Origin of the sequence: Pseudomonas sp. KU26590 (genome assembly GCF_026153515.1) — a bacterium.
Taxonomy (GTDB): domain Bacteria; phylum Pseudomonadota; class Gammaproteobacteria; order Pseudomonadales; family Pseudomonadaceae; genus Aquipseudomonas.
The window spans coordinates 1,453,662-1,476,292 of sequence record NZ_CP110644.1 but is presented as its reverse complement, the minus strand read 5'-3'; the positions used below and the strand labels follow the sequence as shown (position 1 = coordinate 1,476,292).

23 protein-coding genes and 1 other RNA gene are annotated in these 22,631 nt (G+C 60.2%); 6 read left to right on the top strand and 18 right to left on the bottom strand.

Annotated elements, in window-relative coordinates:
• Window positions 1–2: 2 nt before the first annotated feature.
• The 9 genes from mraY to rsmI all read right to left on the bottom strand — a co-directional run bounded on the left by mraY (window position 3) and on the right by rsmI (window position 9,002).
• Window positions 3–1,085, bottom strand: a complete 1,083-nt coding sequence (mraY, locus tag OKW98_RS06725; RefSeq protein WP_265388471.1) for a phospho-N-acetylmuramoyl-pentapeptide-transferase — start codon at window positions 1,083–1,085, stop codon at window positions 3–5.
• Window positions 1,085–2,455, bottom strand: a complete 1,371-nt coding sequence (locus OKW98_RS06720) for a UDP-N-acetylmuramoyl-tripeptide--D-alanyl-D-alanine ligase (protein WP_265388470.1) — start codon at window positions 2,453–2,455, stop codon at window positions 1,085–1,087. Before OKW98_RS06720 ends, mraY begins: the two co-directional genes overlap by 1 nt.
• Entirely contained in the window at window positions 2,448–3,911 is a 1,464-nt protein-coding gene (locus tag OKW98_RS06715; protein ID WP_265388469.1) for a UDP-N-acetylmuramoyl-L-alanyl-D-glutamate--2,6-diaminopimelate ligase, read from the bottom strand. The genes OKW98_RS06720 and OKW98_RS06715 overlap by 8 nt, the downstream gene beginning before the upstream one ends.
• Complete coding sequence (locus OKW98_RS06710; RefSeq protein WP_265389666.1) at window positions 3,911–5,656, bottom strand: peptidoglycan D,D-transpeptidase FtsI family protein; 1,746 nt, start codon at window positions 5,654–5,656, stop codon at window positions 3,911–3,913. The genes OKW98_RS06715 and OKW98_RS06710 overlap by 1 nt, the downstream gene beginning before the upstream one ends.
• Window positions 5,656–5,949, bottom strand: a complete 294-nt coding sequence (gene ftsL / locus OKW98_RS06705; protein ID WP_265388468.1) for a cell division protein FtsL — start codon at window positions 5,947–5,949, stop codon at window positions 5,656–5,658. Before ftsL ends, OKW98_RS06710 begins: the two co-directional genes overlap by 1 nt.
• A complete protein-coding gene (rsmH, locus tag OKW98_RS06700; RefSeq protein ID WP_265388467.1) occupies window positions 5,946–6,893 on the bottom strand; it encodes a 16S rRNA (cytosine(1402)-N(4))-methyltransferase RsmH in 948 nt (315 codons plus the stop codon). The genes ftsL and rsmH overlap by 4 nt, the downstream gene beginning before the upstream one ends.
• Complete coding sequence (gene mraZ / locus OKW98_RS06695) at window positions 6,890–7,345, bottom strand: division/cell wall cluster transcriptional repressor MraZ (RefSeq protein ID WP_192171890.1); 456 nt, start codon at window positions 7,343–7,345, stop codon at window positions 6,890–6,892. The genes rsmH and mraZ overlap by 4 nt, the downstream gene beginning before the upstream one ends.
• A gap of 307 nt (window positions 7,346–7,652) precedes the next feature.
• Window positions 7,653–8,010, bottom strand: an RNA gene (gene rnpB / locus OKW98_RS06690) — RNase P RNA component class A.
• 86 nt (window positions 8,011–8,096) lie between these two features.
• Entirely contained in the window at window positions 8,097–9,002 is a 906-nt protein-coding gene (gene rsmI / locus OKW98_RS06685; RefSeq protein ID WP_416148434.1) for a 16S rRNA (cytidine(1402)-2'-O)-methyltransferase, read from the bottom strand.
• A 222-nt stretch (window positions 9,003–9,224) separates the two neighbouring features.
• Between rsmI and OKW98_RS06680 the strand changes: the two genes are divergently transcribed.
• The 4 genes from OKW98_RS06680 (at window position 9,225) to OKW98_RS06665 (ending at window position 12,844) form a co-directional block, all read left to right on the top strand.
• Complete coding sequence (locus OKW98_RS06680) at window positions 9,225–11,039, top strand: penicillin-binding protein activator (protein ID WP_265388466.1); 1,815 nt, start codon at window positions 9,225–9,227, stop codon at window positions 11,037–11,039.
• Window positions 11,036–11,410, top strand: coding sequence for a YraN family protein (locus OKW98_RS06675; protein WP_265388465.1), 375 nt, complete (start codon window positions 11,036–11,038; stop codon window positions 11,408–11,410). Before OKW98_RS06680 ends, OKW98_RS06675 begins: the two co-directional genes overlap by 4 nt.
• Before the next feature lie 265 nt (window positions 11,411–11,675).
• Window positions 11,676–12,269 (top strand): phosphoheptose isomerase, encoded by a 594-nt coding sequence (locus OKW98_RS06670; protein ID WP_065992135.1) that lies wholly within the window; start codon window positions 11,676–11,678, stop codon window positions 12,267–12,269.
• Window positions 12,266–12,844, top strand: coding sequence for a BON domain-containing protein (locus OKW98_RS06665; RefSeq protein WP_265388464.1), 579 nt, complete (start codon window positions 12,266–12,268; stop codon window positions 12,842–12,844). The genes OKW98_RS06670 and OKW98_RS06665 overlap by 4 nt, the downstream gene beginning before the upstream one ends.
• A gap of 78 nt (window positions 12,845–12,922) precedes the next feature.
• Here the strand turns inward: OKW98_RS06665 and OKW98_RS06660 are convergent, their stop codons facing one another.
• From OKW98_RS06660 to rplM, 7 genes are all read right to left on the bottom strand, one after another.
• On the bottom strand, window positions 12,923–13,336 hold the full coding sequence (locus OKW98_RS06660; protein WP_265388463.1) for a ClpXP protease specificity-enhancing factor: 414 nt from the start codon (window positions 13,334–13,336) through the stop codon (window positions 12,923–12,925).
• A gap of 18 nt (window positions 13,337–13,354) precedes the next feature.
• The gene (locus OKW98_RS06655) at window positions 13,355–13,972 is read right to left on the bottom strand and encodes a glutathione S-transferase N-terminal domain-containing protein (RefSeq protein WP_074884434.1); all 618 of its coding nucleotides are present in this window, start codon (window positions 13,970–13,972) and stop codon (window positions 13,355–13,357) included.
• Window positions 13,973–14,198: 226 nt separating this feature from the next.
• On the bottom strand, window positions 14,199–14,978 hold the full coding sequence (locus OKW98_RS06650; protein ID WP_265388462.1) for a cytochrome c1: 780 nt from the start codon (window positions 14,976–14,978) through the stop codon (window positions 14,199–14,201).
• On the bottom strand, window positions 14,978–16,189 hold the full coding sequence (locus tag OKW98_RS06645) for a cytochrome b (RefSeq protein WP_265388461.1): 1,212 nt from the start codon (window positions 16,187–16,189) through the stop codon (window positions 14,978–14,980). The genes OKW98_RS06650 and OKW98_RS06645 overlap by 1 nt, the downstream gene beginning before the upstream one ends.
• The gene (petA, locus tag OKW98_RS06640; protein WP_265388460.1) at window positions 16,189–16,782 is read right to left on the bottom strand and encodes a ubiquinol-cytochrome c reductase iron-sulfur subunit; all 594 of its coding nucleotides are present in this window, start codon (window positions 16,780–16,782) and stop codon (window positions 16,189–16,191) included. Before petA ends, OKW98_RS06645 begins: the two co-directional genes overlap by 1 nt.
• Before the next feature lie 123 nt (window positions 16,783–16,905).
• Window positions 16,906–17,298 carry a 30S ribosomal protein S9 gene (gene rpsI, locus OKW98_RS06635; protein ID WP_065992123.1) on the bottom strand — a complete coding sequence of 131 codons (393 nt, stop codon included), beginning with the start codon at window positions 17,296–17,298 and terminating at the stop codon, window positions 16,906–16,908.
• Window positions 17,299–17,312: 14 nt separating this feature from the next.
• Window positions 17,313–17,741 (bottom strand): 50S ribosomal protein L13, encoded by a 429-nt coding sequence (gene rplM / locus OKW98_RS06630; protein ID WP_019693576.1) that lies wholly within the window; start codon window positions 17,739–17,741, stop codon window positions 17,313–17,315.
• Window positions 17,742–17,981: 240 nt separating this feature from the next.
• Here rplM and OKW98_RS06625 point away from each other — a divergent pair, with 240 nt between their 5' ends.
• Entirely contained in the window at window positions 17,982–19,019 is a 1,038-nt protein-coding gene (locus OKW98_RS06625) for an NADP(H)-dependent aldo-keto reductase (protein WP_265388459.1), read from the top strand.
• 119 nt (window positions 19,020–19,138) lie between these two features.
• Here OKW98_RS06625 and OKW98_RS06620 read toward each other — a convergent pair whose 3' ends face one another.
• Window positions 19,139–20,275, bottom strand: a complete 1,137-nt coding sequence (locus OKW98_RS06620) for an acyl-CoA dehydrogenase family protein (RefSeq protein WP_265388458.1) — start codon at window positions 20,273–20,275, stop codon at window positions 19,139–19,141.
• 244 nt (window positions 20,276–20,519) lie between these two features.
• On the opposite strand from OKW98_RS06620, the gene OKW98_RS06615 reads away from it, so the two are divergent.
• Window positions 20,520–21,416, top strand: a complete 897-nt coding sequence (locus OKW98_RS06615) for a GlxA family transcriptional regulator (RefSeq protein ID WP_265389664.1) — start codon at window positions 20,520–20,522, stop codon at window positions 21,414–21,416.
• 84 nt (window positions 21,417–21,500) lie between these two features.
• Here OKW98_RS06615 and zapE read toward each other — a convergent pair whose 3' ends face one another.
• Window positions 21,501–22,595, bottom strand: a complete 1,095-nt coding sequence (gene zapE, locus OKW98_RS06610; protein WP_265388457.1) for a cell division protein ZapE — start codon at window positions 22,593–22,595, stop codon at window positions 21,501–21,503.
• Window positions 22,596–22,631 lie beyond the last annotated feature (36 nt).

Genomic DNA, 22,631 nt, shown 5'->3' with positions numbered 1-22,631 from the left:
TTCTACCTCAGTTTCAACGTGGCAAGGCCGACCAACACCAGAATCACGGTGATGATCCAGAAACGGACGATCACGCGCGGCTCGGGCCAGCCCTTGAGTTCAAAGTGGTGATGGATGGGCGCCATGCGGAAAACGCGGCGGCCGGTTAACTTAAAGGATGCGACCTGAATGACGACTGACAGGGTTTCCATTACGAAGACGCCGCCCATAATGAACAGGACGATTTCCTGACGGACGATCACCGCAATGGTGCCCAATGCCGCGCCCAGTGCCAGTGCACCGACATCGCCCATGAAGACCTGAGCCGGGTAGGTGTTGAACCAGAGGAATCCCAGACCTGCCCCGATCAACGCGCCACAGAACACGATCAATTCGCCCGCGCCCGGCACGTAAGGGATCAGCAGGTATTCCGCGAATTTCACGTTACCCGACAGGTAGCAGAAGATCCCCAGCGCGCCGCCGACCATCACGGTGGGCATGATCGCCAGACCGTCCAGGCCGTCCGTGAGGTTCACTGCGTTGCTGGAGCCGACGATCACGAAGTAGGTCAGCACGACGAAGCCAATGCCCAGCGGGATACTGAAGTCTTTGAGCATCGGGATCAGCAGCGTGGTTTCCACCGGCGATTGCGCAGTCATATAAAGGAAGATCGCTGCGCCCAGGCCGAACACCGATTGCCAGAAGTATTTCCAGCGGCTCGGCAGCCCGCGGGAGTTCTTCTCGATCACCTTGCGGTAGTCGTCGACCCAACCGATGGCGCCGAACAGCAGCGTGACAATCAGCACGACCCACACGTAACGGTTGCTCAGATCGGCCCACAACAAAGTGGCGATGCCGATTGCAGACAGAATCAGCGCGCCACCCATGGTCGGCGTGCCGGACTTGGAGAGGTGCGATTGGGGTCCGTCGTTGCGCACGGATTGGCCGATCTGCCTGCTCTGCAAGGCGCGGATCATCCAGGGGCCCAGGCACAGGGAAAGTGACAGTGCAGTGAGCACGCCAAGGATCCCGCGCAGGGTCAGGTACTGAAAGACCGCGAAGCCTTTGTAGAACTGTTGCAGATACTCGGCCAGCAGCAGCAGCATTAATGTTTCTCCAGGCGTGTTCCGCATAAAGCCGCTACGACGTTTTCCATCGCAGCGCTGCGTGAACCTTTAATCAAAATGGTGGTGTTTTTATCGTGCTCGGCGCCGAGCGCTTCGATCAGCTCGGCCTGAGTTTCAAAATGGCGGGCATCCTGCCCGAAAGCCTTGACCGCATGGGCCATCAACGGACCGACGGCATACAGCGCGTCGACTTTGCCGACCGCGTATTCGCCGACATCGCGATGGCCCTGCTCCGCCCAGGCGCCCAGCTCGCCGATATCGCCCAGCACCAGAACCTTGCGGCCCGGGAAACCGGTGAGGATATCGGTTGCGGCCGCCACGGACGTGGGGTTGGCGTTGTAAGTGTCATCAATGACGCGCATGCCGTTCGGCGCCAGTTGCGCGACGGTGCGGCCTTTGACCGGCTGTACGTTGTCGAGCCCGGCGACGATGCCCGGCAGCGATACATCCAGCGCGTGGGCAGCAGCAGCAGCGGCCAATGCGTTGGCAACGTTGTGCGTGCCCAGCAGATTCAATTGCACCGGTGCGGAGCCGTTCGGGGTGTTCAACGTGAACGCCGGGCAGCCACGCGCATCAATGCCCAGGTCGCTGGCATAGAAGTCGGCATGACTGTTTTTAAGCGCGAAACTCAACACCTTGCGTGCGCCGGCACGGGCCACCCAGATGTCGAACGCCTTGTCGTCGAGGTTCAACACCGCCACGCCGCGAGCGTCCAGGCCTTCGATGATCTCGCCCTTGGCTTCGACGATCTTCTCCGGGCCGCCAAACTCGCCCACGTGGGCAGTGCCGGCATTGGTCAGAACACAAACATGGGGCTTGGCCAGGCTGACCGTGAAAGCGATCTCGCCCACACGGGATGCGCCCAGCTCGATGACGGCAGCGTCGAATTCCGGCGCCAGTTCCAGCAGCGTCAGCGGGACGCCCAATTCGTTGTTCAGGTTGCCGCGCGTCGCCAACACAGGACCGCGCGTGCGCAGGATGCTCGCGAGCATTTCCTTCACGGTGGTCTTGCCGCTGGAACCGGTGATCGCGGCGACCGGCTTGTCCATAAAGGCATTGCGGTTCAGCGCGCCTAGTTGCGCGAGGGCTTTGCGAGTGTCGGTGACGATCAATTGCGGCAACGCACTGCCCGCAACCTCGCGCTCAACCAACGCGGCGACTGCGCCTTTGGCAGCGACTTGATCGAGGTAGTCGTGACCGTCGAAGCGCGGGCCGGTCAGCGCCACGAACAATTGGCCGGGTGTGATCGCGCGGCTGTCGATGCTGACACCGGAAAAACTGCAGTCATGGCCCACACGGCGCGCGTCGAGCGGCACGAGCAGTTCGCTGAACGAAAGCGGCTTAAGCATGTGCGGCCTCCCAGGCGTCGAGCGCGTTGGTGGCTTCTTCCAGATCGGAAAACGGCTGACGCTGTCCGTTCATTTCCTGGTAATCCTCATGGCCCTTGCCGGCCAGCACGATTACATCGGCAGCGGACGCCTGGGCGATGATCTGCGCGATGGCCTGACCGCGCCCGGCAACGAAATCGACTGCGTTAGCCGAGACGAATCCAGCACGGATGTCATCAAAAATACGAGCCGGGTCTTCGCTGCGCGGGTTGTCGTCGGTGACCAGCACTTTGTCGGCCAGACGCTCGACCACTTCGGCCATCAGCGGACGCTTGCCGCGATCACGATCGCCGCCGCAGCCGAACAGGCAGGTCAGTTGACCTTTTGCGTGTGGGCGCAACGCGGCGAGCACTTTTTCCAGGGCGTCAGGGGTGTGGGCGTAATCGACCACCACCAGCGGACGCGAGCCACCGCCCAGACGCTGCATCCGGCCAGCAGGGCCTTCCAGCGTCGGCAGTACTTTCAAAATGTCGTCCAGCGGGTAATCAAGACCCATCAACGCGCCGACCGCAGCCAGCACGTTGCTCAGGTTGAAACGGCCCAGCAGGCTGCTGCGCAAGGCATGACTGCCCTGAGGCGTTACCAAGGTCGCGCGTACGCCATCGTCATCGAAATGCGCATCGCGGCAGAACAGGTAAGCGCTGCTGTCTTCCTGGCTGTAGGTAATCAGACGCGAAGCGTGCGGCGCAGCGGCCAGCTGACGACCAAACCCGTCGTCGAGATTGACCACACGGCAGCGCAGGTCATTCCAGGCAAACAGCTTGGCCTTGGCGGCAGCGTAGGCCTCCATGGTGCCGTGGTAATCGAGATGATCGCGGGACAGATTGGTCATCACCGCCACGTCGAAAGCCAGCGCGGTAACCCGACCCTGATCCAGCCCGTGGGACGAGACTTCCATGGCAACCGCTTTGGCCCCGGCCCTTTTCAGGTCGTACAGGGTCGATTGCACGGAGATCGGATCCGGCGTCGTGTGAATGCCGCTTTTCAGCTCGCTATAGAAGCCGGTGCCCAGCGTGCCGATGATACCGCAGTGCTGCCCGAGCTTGTCCAGCGCCTGGGCCACCAGTTGAGTCACGCTGGTTTTGCCGTTGGTGCCGGTCACGCCGATCAGGTTCAGGTTGCGGCTCGGGTCGCCATAAAAGCGCCCGGCGAGGTCGGACAGCTGTGCTGCCAGGCCCTTGACCGGCATCATCGGGATGTCGGTGATCGGCAGCACCTTGGCGCCTTCGGCTTCATAGGCGATGGCCGCCGCGCCGTGTGCAATGGCGTCGGTGATGTGCTCACGGCCGTCGACCTTGAGGCCCGGAATCGCCAGAAACAGATCACCCGGACGCACCTTGCGGCTGTCCAGGGTCAGTTCGCGAATCAACAGATCGCGGTTGCACTGCGCAAACAGTTTGCTCAAATTCAAAGACATCAGCCACGCCCTCCCTTGACTGGGGCGGCGGCGGGCACAGCGTTGGCTTGCTGTTCAGGCGGAACCGGCGCGAGGTTGTCCGGGCGCACGTTCATCAAACGCAGCGTGCCCGACATGACCTTGCTGAAGACTGGAGCGGAAACCAGACCACCGAAGTAACCGCCCTTGCTCGGCTCATCGATGACCACAACGATCGCGTAACGCGGGTTGCTCATCGGGCCGAAACCGGCGAACAGCGAACGGTAGGAGTTTTCGGCGTAGCCCTTGGTGCCCACGGAGGTTTTCCGCGCAGTACCGGACTTGCCCGCCACGTGATACGACGGAACCCGCGCACGGTAAACGCCGCGCGGGTCTTCGATCACTTGCTGCAACATGCCCTGCACGGTCTTGGCCGTTGCTTCCGGAATAGCCTGCACCGATTCGGCGGGCGTGTCGGTCTTCAGAATGGTCAGCGGGACGATCTTGCCGTTGTTGGCCAGTGCCGCGTAAGCGTGCACCAGCTGCAGCGCCGTCACCGACAGACCGTAGCCGTAGGACAGCGTTGCGGTTTCAGCCTTGCGCCACTCGCGATAGTTCGGCAGGTTGCCGACGCGCTCGCCCGGGAAGCCGAGGCCGGTGTATTGGCCCAGGCCTACGCGCTGCATGGCGTGGAAAATCGCTTCGCCACCCACGTCGAACGCCACTTTACTCATGCCGACGTTACTGGAGTTGATCAGGATGCCGGTCAGGTCGAGGATCGGGCCTTCGGTTTTGGTCACGTCACGGATGGTGTATTTGCCGATCTGCAACGTGCCCGGGTACACCTCGACCTTGTCGCTCGGTTTCCAGCGACCGCTTTCCAGCGCGGCGGTCATGGAGATCGGCTTCATGGTCGAACCCGGCTCGAACACGTCGATGATCGCGCGGTTGCGCATCGCAGCCGGCACCATGGTGCGACGGTTGTTCGGGTTGTAGGTCGGCTGGTTGACCATCGCCAGCACTTCGCCGGTTTTCACGTCCATGATCACCAGGCTGCCGGCCTTGGCGTCGTTTTCCTGGATGGCGTTGCGCAGCTCGCGGGTTGCCAGGTATTGCAGGCGAAGGTCAATAGACAAAGCCAAGGTCTTGCCGGCCTTGGCGTTTTTCTTCACTTGCAGGTCTTTGATCATCCTGCCGCGCCGGTCCTTGATAACCTGCCGCTTGCCGGGGACACCGGCGAGCCAGTCTTCGTACGCCAGTTCCACGCCTTCACGGCCGTGATCATCGAGGTCGGTAAAGCCGACCATGTGAGCGGTGACATCGCCCGCAGGGTAGAAACGTCGAAATTCTTCCTTGCCGTACACACCCGGGACTTTCAAATCGAGTACCGACTGACCCTGTTCCGGGGTCAGGCCACGGACCAGATAGATGAATTCTTTGCTTGCCTGCTCATTGAGGCGATCCGTCAGCGCCTTGGGATCCTGCCCCAGAGCCTGCGCAAGCTGGACCCACTTGGTCTTGTCGGCCTGCATTTCGGACGGGTTCGCCCAAATGGTGGTGACCGGCGTACTGACGGCAAGGGGCTCACCGTTGCGGTCGGTGATCAGACCACGGTGGGCAGGAATCGAAACGGTACGCAAGCTGCGCGCATCGCCCTGTTCGATCAGGAAACGATGGTCGATTACTTGCAGGTCGACGATGCGGTAGCAGATCGCGATGACCATGACCGACAGCAGGCCGACTACGACACGGAACCGCCACGGGTAGAGCGCCCCTTCGAGTTTCATCATGGCGACACCATCCGGATGTCGGCGGCGTTCGGGATGCGCATTTTCAGCTGTTCGGTGGCCAGGGCTTCGATACGGCTGTGGGCAGTCCAGGTGCTTTGCTCAAGAATCAGACGGCCCCACTCGGCCTGCGCCTTGTCGCGCACGCTGAGTTCCCCGTAAAGGGAGTTGAGCAGCTGGCGGTTCCAGTGCGCGCTGTAGGCCACACCGATCGCCGAAACCAGCACGGCAACGTACAGCAGCAGCATAAAGAAGCTGCCGCCCGGCAGAGGTTTGAAGAACCCGCGGCTCATCGGAGTTTCTCCGCGACGCGCATGACGGCGCTGCGCGAACGCGGATTGGCGCGGGTTTCGTCATCAGACGCGAATTGCGCCTTGCCGATCAGCTTGACAAGCGGCTCGAAAGCCTGATGACGGATCGGCAGGTTGCGCGGCAGGTTGTCGGCTTCGCCCTTGACCAGCTTGCGCATGAACAATTTGACGATGCGGTCTTCTAGCGAATGGAAGCTGATGACCACCAGACGCCCGCCGACTTCGAGGGCTTCCAGTGCAGCCTCAAGGCCTGCTTCCAGATCACCCAGTTCGTTGTTGACGTGAATGCGCAGGCCCTGGAAGGCGCGGGTCGCAGGGTTCTTGCCCTTCTCCCACGCCGGGTTGGCGACTTTCAGCACTTCGGCCAGATCGCCGGTGCGCTCGAACGGTTGAGTCTCACGGCGGGCCACGACGGCACCGGCCATACGGCGGGAAAAACGCTCTTCGCCGTATTCTTTAAAAACGCGGGCGATTTCTTCGGCCGGTGCGGTGTTGACGAACTCGGCTGCGCTGACGCCGCGGGACGGGTCCATGCGCATGTCCAGAGGGCCATCGTTCATGAAACTGAAGCCGCGCTCGGGGTCGTCCAGTTGGGGCGACGAAACACCGAGATCAAGCAGGATGCCGCTGACCTTGCCTGCCAGACCGCGCTCTTGGGCTTCGGCGCCGAGTTCAGCAAAGCTGCGCTGCACAATGACAAAGCGGCCGTCTTCGGCCGCCAGCGTTTGCCCGGTGGCAATCGCTTGGGGGTCTTTATCGAATCCGAGAAGCCGACCCTCCGGCCCCAGGTTCTGCAATATAAGGCGGCTATGTCCGCCACGCCCAAAGGTGCCATCCAGATAGCAGCCATCGGCGCGCACCGCGAGAGCCTCGACGGCTTCTTCGAGCAGTACGGTGATGTGGGTAAAGCCGCTATTCGTAGTCACAGGATCAAATCACGCAGTTCATCGGGCATCGCACCCGGTTTTTGAATGGCCGCAAGGTCCGCATCAGCAAGTGCGTTCCAGGCGTCCTCATCCCACAGTTGAAACTTGTTGAGCTGGCCTACCAGCATCACTCGCTTATCGAGCTTGGCGTATTCACGCAAACGTGGCGGCACCAGGAAACGCCCACTGCCGTCCAGCTCCAGATCCACCGCATTACCGATCAACAGCCGCTGCAGACGACGGTTTTCTTCACGGAATGTGGCGAGCTCGCGCAGCTTGGCCTCAATCAGCTCCCACTCGGGAAGCGGATAGATGCACAAGCACGGGTCGACGGTATCAATGGTGACGATCATCTGGCCGGCGCTACGCGAATCCAACTCGTCACGGTACCGGCTCGGCATAGCGAGACGGCCCTTTGCGTCGAGATTGATTGCGTTTGCACCACGGAACACAGGCGCGATCTCCAAATATTATCTTTTTGCGGTCAAAAAACCCACTTCACGCCACTTTCCGCCACTTGCGCACACTATAGGAATGCGCCCACCACACCGTCAAGGCGACTTCACGAGGAAAACCCTTATAGGACGGATATTTAGGAGCACTTACGAAGGAGATGTGGCGGATTTCGGATCGGTCCTACGGATATTTCCTAGGACGAACAAACGGATGGCGTTCGAAGTTAAAGTGATTTGTAAGGTTTAAGATTTTTTTGGTATTACCAGAGGGGATAAATCGTACAAACGAGGGGGAGAAAAGGAGGTGGAGAGTCGATCTGTAAGCCGGGTTCTGTCGAGGACAGTCATTCCTCTACGATGGCCGTCACCGGACATCTTTAGCAACCTACCCGGTTCCAGCGCGGGCCACGCCTTGGAACCCTATTTGGTCTTGCTCCGAGTGGGGTTTACCTAGCCACGAACTGTTGCCAGACGTGCGGTGCGCTCTTACCGCACCTTTTCACCCTTACCGGCACCGAAGTGCTTAGGCGGTTATTTTCTGTGGCACTTTCCGTAGGCTCACGCCCCCCAGGCGTTACCTGGCACTCCGCCCTATGGAGCCCGGACTTTCCTCCCCCCTTCATTGCAGAACAATGAAAGGCAGCGACTGTCCAATCGACTCTCCGCCGCCAAGGTTAATGGGACGACGGCTCAAGAACAAGCTTTAATCGGGTTTCCGGCCATTTGCCACGCTGCCCGCGACATCCCGTCACACGCCTTTCTGTTTATCCAGCGCCACCTGATAAAGCAGGTTCTTGCGTACGCCGGTGATTTCCGCAGCCAGTGCGGCGGCACGCTTGAGGGGCATTTCCTCCAGCAGCAGATCGAGCACCCGCCGCGCTTCGGCGCCAATCACATCCTCGCCTTCGGGCTCGCTCCAGCCCGCCACGAGCACCACGCACTCGCCGCGCTGCTGATTACTGTCGCCCTCAACGAAGGCGCGCAGCTCGGAGAGCGGTAGCCCCTTGAGGGTTTCGAACGTTTTCGTCAACTCGCGTCCGAGCAACGCGGGACGGTCCGGGCCGAAGATCTCTTCCATGTCCTGAAGGCATTCGAGAATGCGATGGGGCGCTTCATAGAAGATAAGCGTGCGCGGTTCTTCTTTGACGAGTTCGAGCCGCGCCTTTCGGCCCACCGACTTGGCCGGCAAGAAGCCTTCGAAGATAAAGCGGTCTGACGGCAACCCCGCCGCCGAGAGCGCCGCGATCAAGGCGCAGGCGCCCGGGACCGGGATGACTTGAATACCTGCTGCCCGGGCCTGACGCACCAGATGGTAGCCAGGGTCGGAAATGAGCGGCGTGCCGGCATCGGAGATCAGCGCAACGTTATCGCCGGCCAGCAGGCGCGTGATGAAACGGCTGCCCTCCTCGCGCTCATTGTGCTCATGACAGGCAGCCAACGGCGTCGGAATGCCAAAGTGCTGCATCAGCCGTAACGAGTGGCGGGTATCCTCGGCGGCAATCAGCGAAACATCGCGCAGCACCTTCAAGGCACGGGCGCTGATGTCATCCAGGTTGCCGATCGGCGTGGCCACCACATAAAGCGAGCCTGTAGTGGAATTCGAAGCACCCGGAGCAGTCAAAGCGCACACCTCATGTTGTGTAAAAGCCTGCATTGTACAGGCTGCGGCCGACAAAACAGGATGTCGCACCCCGTGAGTCCAGAAAAGCAGCTCGAACGCCAGCAACAGGGCAGCGACTGCGCGACAGTCCGACTCAGGTCAACCGACGCGCCTGGAGACGATCAATATCGCCGCTTTAACGCCTTCAACGTCGCGCCCCGGCCAGTGCTTGGGTACACTTCCACGCTAATTTGCTCGAGTATCAGGAACAAACACATGATCGCTTGCCTGCGGCTGTTCTCTGCCCTCTGCCTGGCTGCCCTCTTGGCTGCCTGTGCCGGTTCGCCCTCCTCCAGCCTTGGCGAATTGCCACGCTCCCCCGATGCCAGCATCGAACAACTGCTCGAACAGGCGGCTGCGGCGAAGTCGCCTGATCAGGCAGCGTTGCTGAAACTGACGGCGGCCGACCTGGCAGCGCGCCAGAACAACCCGAGCCGCGCGGCGAGCATCCTTGAGCAGGTGCAGATGGACCAGCTCAAGACTGACAAACAGATCTACGCCAACACCCTGTCCGCCGAACTGGCATTGGGTCGCAGCCAGCCGAAAGCCGCGCTGACCGCTCTCAACCATCCAAGCATGCAGCATCTGGGCGAAATGCCGGTTGACCTGCAAACCCGCGCTCACACCGTTCGCGCCCGGGCGTTTGAGGCAGACGGCCAGACCCTCGCAGCCGCGAGCGAGCGCGTGTTCATGGGCCCGTTGCTGCAAGGCGACGCCCTGAACGCCAACAACGACGCTATCTGGACGCTGGTTGCCGCGCTGCCACCCGAGCAGCAGCAAAGCTCGGCCAACGATGACATGGGCGGCTGGCTGAGCTTGGCCCGCGCGGTCAAGGGCGCCGGCACGCTGGAACAGCAGCAGGCGGCCATCGACAACTGGAAAGCGCAGAACCCGCAGCACCCGGCGACACGTCAGCTGCCGACTGCCCTCGCGCAGTTGCGTGACCTGAAGAGCCAGCCGTTGACCAAGATCGCGTTGCTGCTGCCGCAGGACGGTCCTCTCGCCTCGGTCTCCCGCGCTCTGCGTGACGGCTTCATGGCGGCGAACTATCAAGCTCAGCAGGCCGGCGAGAAGCCACCTGCGATCGAAGTGTTCGACAGTTCCCGCGTGACCTCGATGGACGCCTTTTATGCGCAAGCCAAGGCGGCCGGCGTGCAACTGGTGGTCGGTCCGTTGGAGAAGCCGCTGGTTAAACAGCTGAGCGCTCGCCCTCAATTGCCGATTACCACGCTGGCGCTGAATTACAGTGATTCCGGCACTCAAGGCCCTGCCGAGCTGTTCCAGTTTGGGCTCGCCGCTGAAGACGAAGCCCGGGAAGTGGCGCGTCGTGCCTGGGCCGATGGCAAGCGCAGTGCGGTTGCCATGGTGCCGAAGGGCGAATGGGGTGATCGCGTGCTCGAGGCCTTCCGTCAAAGCTGGCAGGCCAAAGGTGGCACCTTGCTGGGTGCTGAGCGCATCGATCAGCCGGTCGCACTCGCTCAACAGGTCGCCGATCTGTTCCAACTGCGCAACAGCGAAGGCCGCGCCCAGCGCGTGCAAAGCGCCACTGGCACGCAGATGGCCGCTCAGCCTTCCCGTCGCCAGGACGTGGACTTCATGTTCCTCGCTGCAACGCCTCAACAGGCTCAGCAGATCAAACCGACCATGGTCTTCCAGTACGCTGGCGATGTTCCGGTCTATGCCACTTCGCACCTGTTCACCAACAGCGGCGACCCGGCGATGTACAACGACCTTAACGGCGTGCGCTTCTGCGAAACCCCGTGGTTGCTGAACGCCAACGACCCGCTGCGCCAGCAAGTGACCGCTCAATGGCCACAAGCCTCCGGCAGCCTTGGCCGTCTCTACGCCATGGGCATCGACGCGTACCGTCTGGCGCCGCGACTGACTCAGCTGAAAACCTTGCCTGAAAGCCGCATCGACGGCCTGTCCGGCAGCCTGGCGATCGGTCAGGGCCAACGCATCGAGCGTCAGCTGCCATGGGCAGAGTTTGTGGATGGCAAGGTTCAGCGCCTGCCGGACACCGCGCCTTGACCTCAGGCACCACCCGTCAAACTGCAGGGCGCGAGGCCGAAGCCTACGCCCTGCGTCACCTGCAACAGCATGGATTGCAGCTGATTACCCGTAACTGGTCATGCAAACGCGGCGAGCTTGATCTGGTCATGCTCGACGGCGATACAGTAGTATTCGTCGAAGTTCGGTATCGTCGCCACGCCGGTTGGGGTGGCGCGCTGGAAAGCGTCGATTTTCGCAAGCAGGAAAAGCTCACACTGGCGGCTCAATCCTTTCTGCAAAGCGAGGTGCGCTGGGCCGATTCACCGTGTCGCTTCGACGTCGTCGCGATCAATGGCGACCCTGGCACATCACCCGCGCTGAACTGGCTGACGAATGCGTTCGATTGCTGAAGATTCAGCACCCCCATGGGATTTGCAGCGTAAGATCAGCCGCTTTCTCTTTGCAGGACCGGCCTTAGCTTTGTAGGACCGGCTTTAGCTTTGTAGGACCGGCTTTAGCCGGGAAGCTTCTGCTGTCGCGCTTTATCCCTTACCAACCAACGAACCACACTGGCTCTTTTGCTCTTTGCTTTGCGGGCTGCACAGTTTTGTGCCGGGACGCCGATGACTTATCGGACGCCGCCCCGACCAGCCGCCCCTATTAAGGTTTTCATAGATGGACATGCAATCCCGAATTCGCCAGCTTTTTCAGGCCAGCATCGACACCAAGCAACAGGCGATGGATGTTGTTGCACCCCACATCGAGCAAGCCAGCCAAGTGATGGTCAACGCCCTGCTCAACGAGGGCAAGATGCTCGCCTGCGGTAATGGCGGTTCGGCTGGCGATGCCCAGCACTTTTCCTCGGAGCTGCTCAACCGGTTCGAACGCGAGCGACCGAGCTTGCCCGCCATCGCACTGACCACCGACACCTCCACCATCACCTCCATCGCCAACGACTACAGCTACAACGAAATTTTCTCCAAACAGATTCGTGCGCTGGGTCAACCGGGCGATGTGCTGCTGGCGATTTCCACCAGCGGCAATTCGGCGAACATTATTCAGGCCATCCAGGCCGCACATGATCGTGAAATGATTGTCGTAGCCTTGACCGGTCGCGATGGCGGCGACGTTGCGTCGTTGCTGTTGCCGGAGGACGTCGAAATCCGCGTCCCGGCAAAAGTCACCGCACGTATTCAGGAAGTCCACCTGCTGGCGATCCACTGCCTTTGCGACTTGATCGACAGCCAACTGTTCGGGAGTGAAGAATGATATCCAAACGTCTTAGCCTGCTGGCCCTGACGCTCTGCCTGGGCATCAGCGGATGCAGCTCGGTGATCAACGCCAGCCGCGAAGCGCCGATCGATGATGATCGCGGTACACGCACCTTCGGCAGCAAGATCGACGACTCACTGATCGAGACCAAGGTCTCGGTCAACATCGCCAAGGCCAGCCCTGATCTGGACAACGCCTCGCACATCGTCGTGACCAGCTTCAACGGCATCGTCCTGCTGGCAGGCCAGACCCCACGCGCCGACCTCAAGCAACTGGCGGAGCAAACCGCCAGCCAGGTGCAGAAGGTCAAGAAGGTCAACAACGAGCTGCAGGTCACCGGTCCGTCCTCGATGCTGGCGCGCAGCAATGACGCCTGGCTGACGAGCAAGATCAAAACCGAGATGCTCACCGACAGCGCCATCCCGGGCTCGCGCATCAAGGTCGTGACTGAAAACGGCATCGTCTACCTGCTGGGCCTGCTGACCCAGGCAGAAGCCACCCGCGCCACCAACCTGGTGCAAGGCGTCGGCGGCGTGCAGAAGATCGTGAAGCTGTTTGAGTACATCGACTGACGGTGTGGCAAGAGCCAAACGGCGCACACAAAAAAGGCGATCCCTCGGGATCGCCTTTTTTATTACCGCAGAAACGACTTACTTGACCACTTTCAGACTCGGCCGGCCCGTAGGGCGTGGTGGCTCGTCGTTCGGTGGCGGCATGTCGTCTTCGACGTCCAGACCTTCGTCTTCGTCCACAGCGGGCTCCAGGTCGAAGACCATGCCCTGCCCGTTCTCGCGGGCATAAATGCCCATGATTGCGGCAATCGGCACGTACAGGCTGTGGGGAACGCCACCGAAGCGGCCTTCGAAACTCACCGCGTCGTTGTCCATGTGCAGATGGCGAATGGCGCTCGGTGAAATGTTCAGAACGATCTGCCCGTCATTGGCAAAGCCTTGCGGGACTTGCACCGCCGGGTACTCGGCATTGACGAGTACGTGCGGTGTGCAATCGTTATCCACGATCCACTCATACAAAGCGCGGATCAGATAAGGGCGACTGGAGTTCATCTAACGGCTCCTAAGGCCTTAGCGCATATCGCGTTCGACACCAGACAGACTTGCCTGAAATGCCTCACGCGCAAATTGGCGCTCCATATAATCAAGCAGCGGCTTGGCGGGCCGCGGCAATTCGATACCCAGAATCGGCAGGCGCCAGAGTATGGGCAATAGACAGCAGTCGACCAGACTTTGCTCGTCGCTCAGGAAAAAAGGCTTATCCGCGAACAACGGCGACACGCCGGTCAGACTTTCGCGCAGCTCCTTGCGCGCCTGAACACGTGCGGCTTCTTTGCTGCGCGGGTCCAGAATCAGGTCCACCAGACCGCACCAGTCGCGCTGAATCCGGTGGATCAGCAAGCGGCTGTTGGCACGCGCCACCGGATAGACCGGGAGCAGCGGCGGATGGGGATAACGTTCGTCCAGGTATTCCATTACCACCGTCGACTCGTACAACGCCAGGTCACGATCGACCAGGGTTGGCACGCTGCCGTACGGATTCACCTCGATCAATTTGGGCGGGTGACGGCCCGCGACAACTTCAATGATCTCGGCGCTGACACCTTTCTCGGCGAGCACAATGCGCACGCGATGGGAATAGTGGTCGGCGGGGTCGGAGTAACAGGCCAACCGATTGGTCACGCCCATGGCGGTCCTCCTCGCTTGTAGATATTCAAAAAGCAGAAATACGGATGCGCCGCGAGGGCGCTTTCGGCGACGTCCACGATGATCGGGTGTTCAACGCGGGCGACAAGATAGCTCATTTACTCAAGGTAGATTCTGCAATCTTCAGCCCGCCACTATACCTGCTCTCCCCTCACTACCTGAAACAGCGCAGCGGCAGGTGGCCAAGACACGCGAATCAGACGTCCGCTCAGCGGATGTCTTTCCAGAATTCGCGCTTGAGCAGGTAGGCCAGGATGAACAGCACGGCGAGGTAAAGCAGCACGTAGGCGCCGATACGCTGGTGCTGCAGTTTGTCCGGGTTTGCCGAATAAGCGAGGAAGGTGACGAGGCTCTTCACCTTCTGGTTGAACTGTTCTTCGGTCAGCGTGCCGGTGTTGGGCATGACGATCAGTCGATCGCACGTCTGATGGGTCACCGGGGAGCCAGTCAGCGGATCGAACTGTTTTTTGCCGTCTTCGACACGCTGAATCTGCTGGCAGCCGAGCCTCTGACGCCCCTGAAGGCCTTCCAGCACGTTAGGCATGCCCACGTTGGGGGAAACCTTATTGTTCACGCCCCAAGGCCGTGCCGGGTCCTCATAGAACGAACGCAGGTAGCCATAGAGCCAGTCAGTCCCGCGAACGCGCGCGACGAGAGTCAGATCGGGCGGCGCGGCGCCGAACCAGGTTTTCGCATCCGCTGGCTGCATGCCGATGGTCATGTGATCGCCGATCTTCGCCCCGGCAGGCGCCAGCTTCTCCAGCATCAGCTCGTGGGAGATACCGAGATCGTCAGCAACGCGCTCGTAGCGCTGGAACTTGGCGCTGTGGCAACCCATGCAGTAATCGACGAATGTCCGGGCGCCATCCTGCAGAGCCGCCTTGTCCGAGACATCGATGTCGACGCTTTGCAGGTCCGCGCCGTGCTCATCGGCGAACGACAAGGCCGGCAACAGGGCAATGAGCAAGACAGCGAGCAGCATTTTCATCAGCTCGTCACCCTGTCCGGCACCGGCTTCGTCCGCTCCATTCGGGTGTAGAACGGCATCAAGATGAAGTAGGCGAAATACGTGAAGGTGCAGACCTGCGACAGCAATGCACGATCGGAGCTCGGCGGCAGTACGCCCAACACCCCGAGCGTCACGAAGGACACGCAAAACAGCAACAACCCCAGACGGCTCAGCCAGCCCTTGTAGCGCATCGATTTGACCGGGCTGCGGTCAAGCCACGGCAGCACGAACAGTACGGCGATGGCTGCGCCCATGGCCATGACGCCGAGAAGTTTGTCCGGGATGGCGCGCAAGATCGCGTAGAACGGCGTGAAGTACCAGACCGGCGCAATGTGCTCAGGGGTCTTGAGGGCGTTGGCCTGCTCGAAGTTGGGTTTCTCGAGGAAGTAGCCGCCCATCTCCGGGAAGAAAAACACCACCGAACAGAAGATGAACAGAAACACCACGACGCCGAGCAGATCCTTGACCGTGTAGTACGGGTGAAAAGGAATACCGTCCAGGGGTTTGCCGTTTTCATCCTTGTACTTATTGATGTCGACGCCGTCGGGGTTGTTCGAGCCCACTTCATGCAGCGCCAGAATATGCAGCACCACAAGCCCGACGATCACGATTGGCAAGGCGACCACGTGCAGCGCGAAGAAGCGATTGAGGGTGATGCCCGAGATCAGGTAATCGCCGCGAATCCACTGCGCGAGGTCGTCGCCGATAACGGGAATGGCGCCGAACAGCGAAATGATCACCTGAGCGCCCCAGTACGACATCTGCCCCCAGGGCAGCAGGTAGCCCGTGAACGCCTCCGCCATAAGCGCCAGATAAATCAGCATGCCGAAGATCCACACCAGCTCGCGCGGCTTCTGATACGAGCCGTACAGCAGCCCGCGAAACATGTGCAGGTAGATGACGATAAAGAACGCCGACGCGCCGGTCGAATGCAACAGCCGCAGGATCGAGCCGTATTCGACGTCACGCATGATGGACTCGACCGAGGCAAAGGCTCCCTCAGCCGTGGGCGTGTAACTCATCGTCAGCCAGATGCCCGTGAGGATCTGGTTGACCAGCACCAGCAGCGCCAGCGCACCGAAAATATAGAAGAAATTAAGGTTCTTGGGCGCGTGGTACTTGCTGAGATGATTTTCCCACAGTGAAGTCGCGGGAAGGCGTGCATTGATCCAGCCCATGAACTTGCTCATCACCCTTTCTCCTGATCGACGCCAATGACGATGACTGAGTCCGACTCGTAAGAATGCGGCGGCACGGGCAGATTCAGCGGTGCGGGCTGAGACTTATAGACACGTCCGGCCAGGTCGTACCTGGAGCCGTGGCAGGGGCAGAAATAACCGCCGACCCAATCCTTGCCCAAGTCGGCGGGGGCGACTTCGGGGCGAAACGTAGGCGAGCAGCCGAGATGGGTACAGATGCCGACCAACAGCAGGATTTCAGGTCGAATGGAACGGACCACGGGATCCACGTAAGAAGGCTGAGCAGAATCCTTTGATTCGGGATCGGAGAGCTGGCCGGTAAGCTCGCCCAGACTGGAAAGGATCGCGGGCGTGCGACGGACAATGAACACCGGCTGACCGCGCCATTCAGCGATCATCTGCTGGCCGGGCTCGATCTTGCTGATATTGACTTTCACAGGCGCTCCCGCCGCCCTGGCCTTGGCGCTCGGAAACCATGAGCCCACAAACGGCACTGCGGCGCCGACCGCTCCAGCTGCGCCTACCACAGACGTGGCCGTCACAAGAAAACGACGCCGGCCCGTATTAACGCCGTCATTGCCCATTGCGCCCTCTCCCGTCAGCATCCGAGATCTCCTTGGCCAGGCCCTCGAAATCAATAAAAGACAGCCATAAAAAAACGCCCAGCTTCGTATAGAAACTGAGCGTTCTTTTTGAACGGAAGCGAATTAACGCTTCGAGTACTGCGGACGCTTACGCGCTTTACGCAGACCGACTTTCTTACGTTCAACTTCGCGAGCATCGCGAGTTACGAAGCCTGCTTTGCGCAGAGCGCCGCGCAGGGTTTCGTCGTACTGCATCAGAGCGCGGGTGATACCGTGGCGGATTGCGCCAGCTTGACCACTCACACCACCGCCGATGACAGTGACGTAGATGTCGAATTTCTCGACAGTCTGAGTCAGTTCCAGCGGCTGACGAACTACCATGCGGGCAGTTTCGCGACCGAAGAACGAGTCCAGGGAACGGTTGTTGATGGAGATGTTACCGGTACCCGGACGCAGGAAAACGCGAGCGGTTGCGGTCTTGCGACGGCCAGTGCCGTAATTTTGAGTCGCCGACATAATGAACTATTCCGTTAAAACTTCAGTTCTTGGGGCTGCTGAGCAGTATGAGGGTGTGCAGCGCCCGCATAGACTTTCAGCTTACGATACATGTCGCGACCCAGCGGGTTCTTAGGCAGCATGCCTTTGACCGCGGTCTCGATCACGCGCTCAGGAGCTTTGGCGATCAGCTTTTCAAAGTTGATCGACTTGATCCCGCCCGGGAAACCGGAGTGAGAGTAGTAGATCTTGTCGGTGGTCTTGGCACCGGTCACACGGATCTGCTCGGCATTGATCACGACGATGTAGTCGCCAGTGTCAACGTGCGGCGTGTATTCCGGCTTGTGCTTGCCACGCAGACGGCTCGCGATTTCAGTGGCCAGACGACCCAGGGTCTGACCAGCAGCGTCGACGACGAACCAGTCGCGCTTTACTGTTTCCGGTTTAGCGGTAAAAGTTTTCATTCTTTATAGCCTCAAAGGCCGCCCTGAAAAATAGACGGCGGAGCATACTCATTAGTACGGTCTTTGACAAGTCAAAGGCCGCCGGGCACGAACGCTATAGGGGGCTCGGGTCAGCGCGTTCGATCGCAGCGGTTTCTTTTGGCGCGGGGCATCACTCCAGCGACAAAGAGGAGCGGAATTATGCAGATTGCGAAAAAAATTTCAACCTGCTTTTATGGCTCTTTTAAACAGGAGAGCCAAATGGACTACCGCCAACTGGGCAGAACCGACCTCAATGTCAGCGCAATCTGCCTCGGCACCATGACCTGGGGCGAGCAGAACAGCCAGTCCGAGGCCTTCGCGCAGATCGAACGTGCCAGGGCCGCCGGCATCAATTTCATCGACACCGCCGAGATGTATCCGGTCCCGCCGAAGAAAGAAACCTACGCCAGCACCGAGACCATCCTCGGCAACTGGTTCAAGCAGAGCGGCGACCGTGCCGACTGGATCCTCGCCAGCAAGATCGCCGGTCCCGGCAACGGCATCGATTACATCCGTGACGGTCAGTTGAAATTCAACCGCGATCACATCGTCGCGGCGCTGGATGCCAGCCTCAAACGCCTGCAGACCGATTACCTCGATCTGTACCAGCTGCATTGGCCTGAGCGCAGCACCAACTTCTTCGGCAAACTCGGTTACAACCACAGCGAGGAGCAGTTCACCCCGTTGCTGGAAGTGCTCGAAGCGCTGGACGAGCAGGTCAAGGCCGGCAAGATCCGCCACGTGGGTCTGTCCAACGAAACGCCGTGGGGCACCATGAAGTTTCTCGCTGAGTCAGACGCCCATGGCCTGACGCGCCCCGTGTCCATCCAGAACCCCTACAACCTGCTCAACCGCAGCTTCGAGGTGGGTCTGGCGGAAGTGGCGATTCGCGAGCAATGCGGCCTGCTGGCCTACTCGCCCATGGCGTTCGGCATGTTGTCCGGCAAATACGCCGACGGCGCCCGGCCTGCCACGGGCCGTTTGAGCCTGTACAGCCGCTTCACGCGCTACTTCAATCCGCAATCGGAAGCGGCCTGCGCGCGCTACGTTGCGCTGGCTCGCGAGCACGGTCTTGATCCGGCGCAAATGGCCCTGGCGTTTGTGACCGGGCGCAGCTTCGTCACCAGCAACATCATCGGTGCCACCACGCTGGAACAGCTGGAAAGCAACCTGGCGAGCGCGGAACTGGTGCTGTCGGATGAAGTGCTGGCGGGTATCGAGGCGATTCACAAGGATCAGCCGAATCCTGCGCCTTGATGGGTGATTAATTGTAGGAGCGCGCTTGCCCGCGAATAGCGTTTGATCAGTCACCGACGGTTTGACTGACCTACCGCCATTTCGCGGGCAAGCGCGCTCCTACAGGCCTGTGTCGAGCTTCACAGCGACCGGGCAATGATCTCTTTCATGATTTCATTGGTCCCCGCATAAATCCGCTGCACCCGCGCATCGGCCCACGCCCGGGCGATCGGGTATTCCCACATGAAGCCGTAGCCGCCATGCAGCTGCACGCATTCGTCCAGAACCCTGCATTGCAGGTCGGTGGACCAGTATTTCGCCATGGCCGCCGTTGGCACATCAAGCTTCCCTTCAAGATGCAACTCCAGGCATCGATCAATAAACGTACGACCAATCTGAACTTCGGTGGCGATTTCGGCCAGTTTGAAGCGGGTGTTCTGGAAGTCGATGATCGCCTTGCCAAACGCCTTGCGATCCCGCGTGTAGTCGAGTGTCCACTGCAAGGCGGCTTCGGCGGAGGCAATGGCGCTGATGGCGACCGTCAGACGCTCCTGCGGGAGCTCCTGCATCAAATACGCAAAACCCATCCCGGCCTGACCCAATAGGTTCTCCCTGGGCACTCTCACGTCCTGGAAGAACAATTCCGACGTGTCCTGCGCCTTCATGCCGACCTTCTCCAGTCGCTTGCCCTTCGCAAAACCGGGCGTGCCCGCTTCCACGACAAACAGACTGGTGCCCTTGGCGCCCGCCTTGGGGTCGGTCTTCGCGACGACGATCACCAGATCAGCGAGAAAACCGTTGGTGATGAAGGTCTTCGAACCATTGATGACGTACTCGTCGCCATCCAGCACTGCGGTGGTCTTGACCCCTTGCAGGTCAGAACCCGCGCCCGGCTCGGTCATCGCGATGGCGGTGACCAGCTCCCCCGAGACCAGTTTGGGCAAATACTTGAGCTTCAGCGCCTCGCTCCCGTAATGCAGGATGTACGGCGCGACGATGTCCGAATGCAGGGAAAAGCCGATGCCGGTCAGACCGAGGCGGGAGATTTCCTCGATCACCACCGTGGTGTAGAGAAAATCCGCCCCCATGCCGCCATATTCTTCGGGCAGGTGCGAACACAACATGCCCTGCTCCCCCGCCCGGTTCCACAGCGTACGGTCGATGTGGCCCTGCTTTTCCCACTGGGCATGAAAGGGCGCCGCATGCTGTTCGAAGAACCTACGGACGCTGTTGCGGAAAAGTTCGTGCTCTGAGCTGAAGAGTGTTCTAGCGAGCATGGGTGCACCTGATGCGGAGGATTGTCGGACAAAACCTCAGCAGAGCGTAGGCCCAGCGGGATGACGGCGACACTGGACACATCCGACAAAAAATAAGACGATCACGCCGTTGCTTGACCACTTTCCCATATAAGAACAAAAGACTATGTCTATCCGACCAAACGCGCCGTTGCGGCGTGTCAGCATCCTTGCGATCGATGGCATTTTTGCCTCCACGCTCATGCAAGCCAAAGACTTCTTTCACCTGGCCAGCCTGCGTTACGGCAAGCAGTTGGGACAGGGCTTCAAGCCAGCTTTCGAGACCCGACTGGTCAGCCCGGACGGCAAGGAAGTCCGCAGTTTCAGCGACGTCGTGATCCCTGTAGACGGTGTGCTTGAGCACAGCGACATCATCATCCTTCCCGCCTTTGTCGAAGACTTCGACACCCTGCGTGAGCGCTATCCGCAAATCCTGCCGTGGCTGCGTGAGCAACATGCGCGCGGCGCCGTGCTCTGCGGCGAAGCCAGCGGCGTGTTCTGGCTCGGCGATGCGGGGCTGCTCGATGGCAAGGAGGCGACCACTTACTGGCGCTTCTTCAACGAGTTCGCCGAACGTTTTCCGAAGGTGCTGCTGAATCAGGAAAAGCACCTCACCGACGCCGATAACTTGTACTGCGCAGGCGGCACGATCTCAGCGTGTGATCTTTATATTTACCTGATCGAGCGCTTCTGCGGCGCCCATGTCGCGCAGACCGTCGCCCGCGACATTCTCTATGAAGTGCAGCGCAGCTACGCACCGGGACGGATTGGTTTTGGCGGGCAGAAGCTGCATCAGGACGTGATTATCCTGCAGATTCAACACTGGCTCGAAGAGCACTTCGCCGACAAATTCCGTTTCGAGGATGTGGCCCGCGAGCACGGCATGAGCATCCGCAACTTCATGCGCCGCTTCCAGACCGCAACGGGCGACAAGCCGCTGCATTACCTGCAACGCCTGCGCATCGAAACCGCAAAGGGCTTGCTGTCAGGCTCACGCAAGAGCATCAAGACCATCAGCTACGAAGTGGGCTACGACGACGCCAGCTTCTTCGCGCGGCTGTTCCGTCAACACACCGACCTCTCACCGAACCAGTACCGGCAGCAGTTTCAGCAGGCAGCCTGAAAGCAGCTTCAAGCGGCAAGTTTCAAGCTGCAAGTCGTCCACATGACCTCTTGCAGCTTGTCGCTCGAAGCTTGCAGCTGCTGGCTAGGGCTTATGCGCCCGCGACAGGAATTCGTGGGACTGCATTTCAAGCAACCGGCTGAGCGTGCGCTGGAATTCGAAGTTCAGACGGCCGCCGGTGTACAGGTCTTTCAATTCGACTTCCGCCGAGATGATCAACTTGACGTTGCGGTCGTAGAACTCGTCGACCATGTTGATGAACCGACGCGCGATGTCGTCGGTGGTCACGGTCATCTGCTCGACACCGCTGAGCAGCACCGCATGGAAGATCTTGCCGAGTTCGATGTAGTCGTTCTGGCTACGCGGGCCGTCGCACAGTTCACGGAAGTCGAACCACGCCACGTCGTCGCACGTTCGGATCGCCTTGATCTGCCGATTCTCGATCATCAGCACATCGTTTTCGATGGCCTTGGTGCACTCTGGTGTCAGCGCGCGGAAGCTCTTGCGCAAGCTCTCCTCCGCCGCTTCGTTCAGCGGGAAGTGGAAAAGCTCGGCTTGCTCCAGGTGACGCAGGCGATAGTCGACGCCACTGTCGACGTTGACGATCTCGGTGTTCTGCTTGATCAGCGCAATCGCCGGCAGGAAGCGCGCACGCTGCAGACCGTCCTTGTAGAGACCGTCAGGGACGATGTTCGAGGTCGCGACCAGGGTCACGCCGTTCTTGAACAGCTCTTCCATCAGCGTGCCGAGGATCATCGCGTCGGTAATGTCCGATACGAAGAATTCGTCGAAACAGATCACCCGCGCTTCTTCGGAAAACTGCTTGGCGATAAGCGTCAGCGGGTTCTTCTCACCCTTGAGGTTTTTCATCTCCTCGTGGACGCGCTTCATGAAGCGGTGGAAGTGCGTGCGGGTCTTGTCTTCAAACGGCAGCGCTTCGAAGAAGGTGTCGACCAGATAGGTCTTGCCCCGGCCCACGCCGCCCCAGAAATACAGCCCTTTCACAATCGGGGCTTCTTTCTTGCCGAACAGCTTGCCCAGCAATCCCGGCTTGCGGTCATGGGCGGCGACCAGATCGTCGTAAAGACGCTGCAGATGGCGCACCGCATTCTCTTGCGCGGCGTCGTGGAAAAAGTCCGGACGCTTGAGGTCAGCTTGGTATCGTTCTAGAGGGGTCATAGTCGCTTGCAAGGGAGCAAAAACGGGCCGTCACTG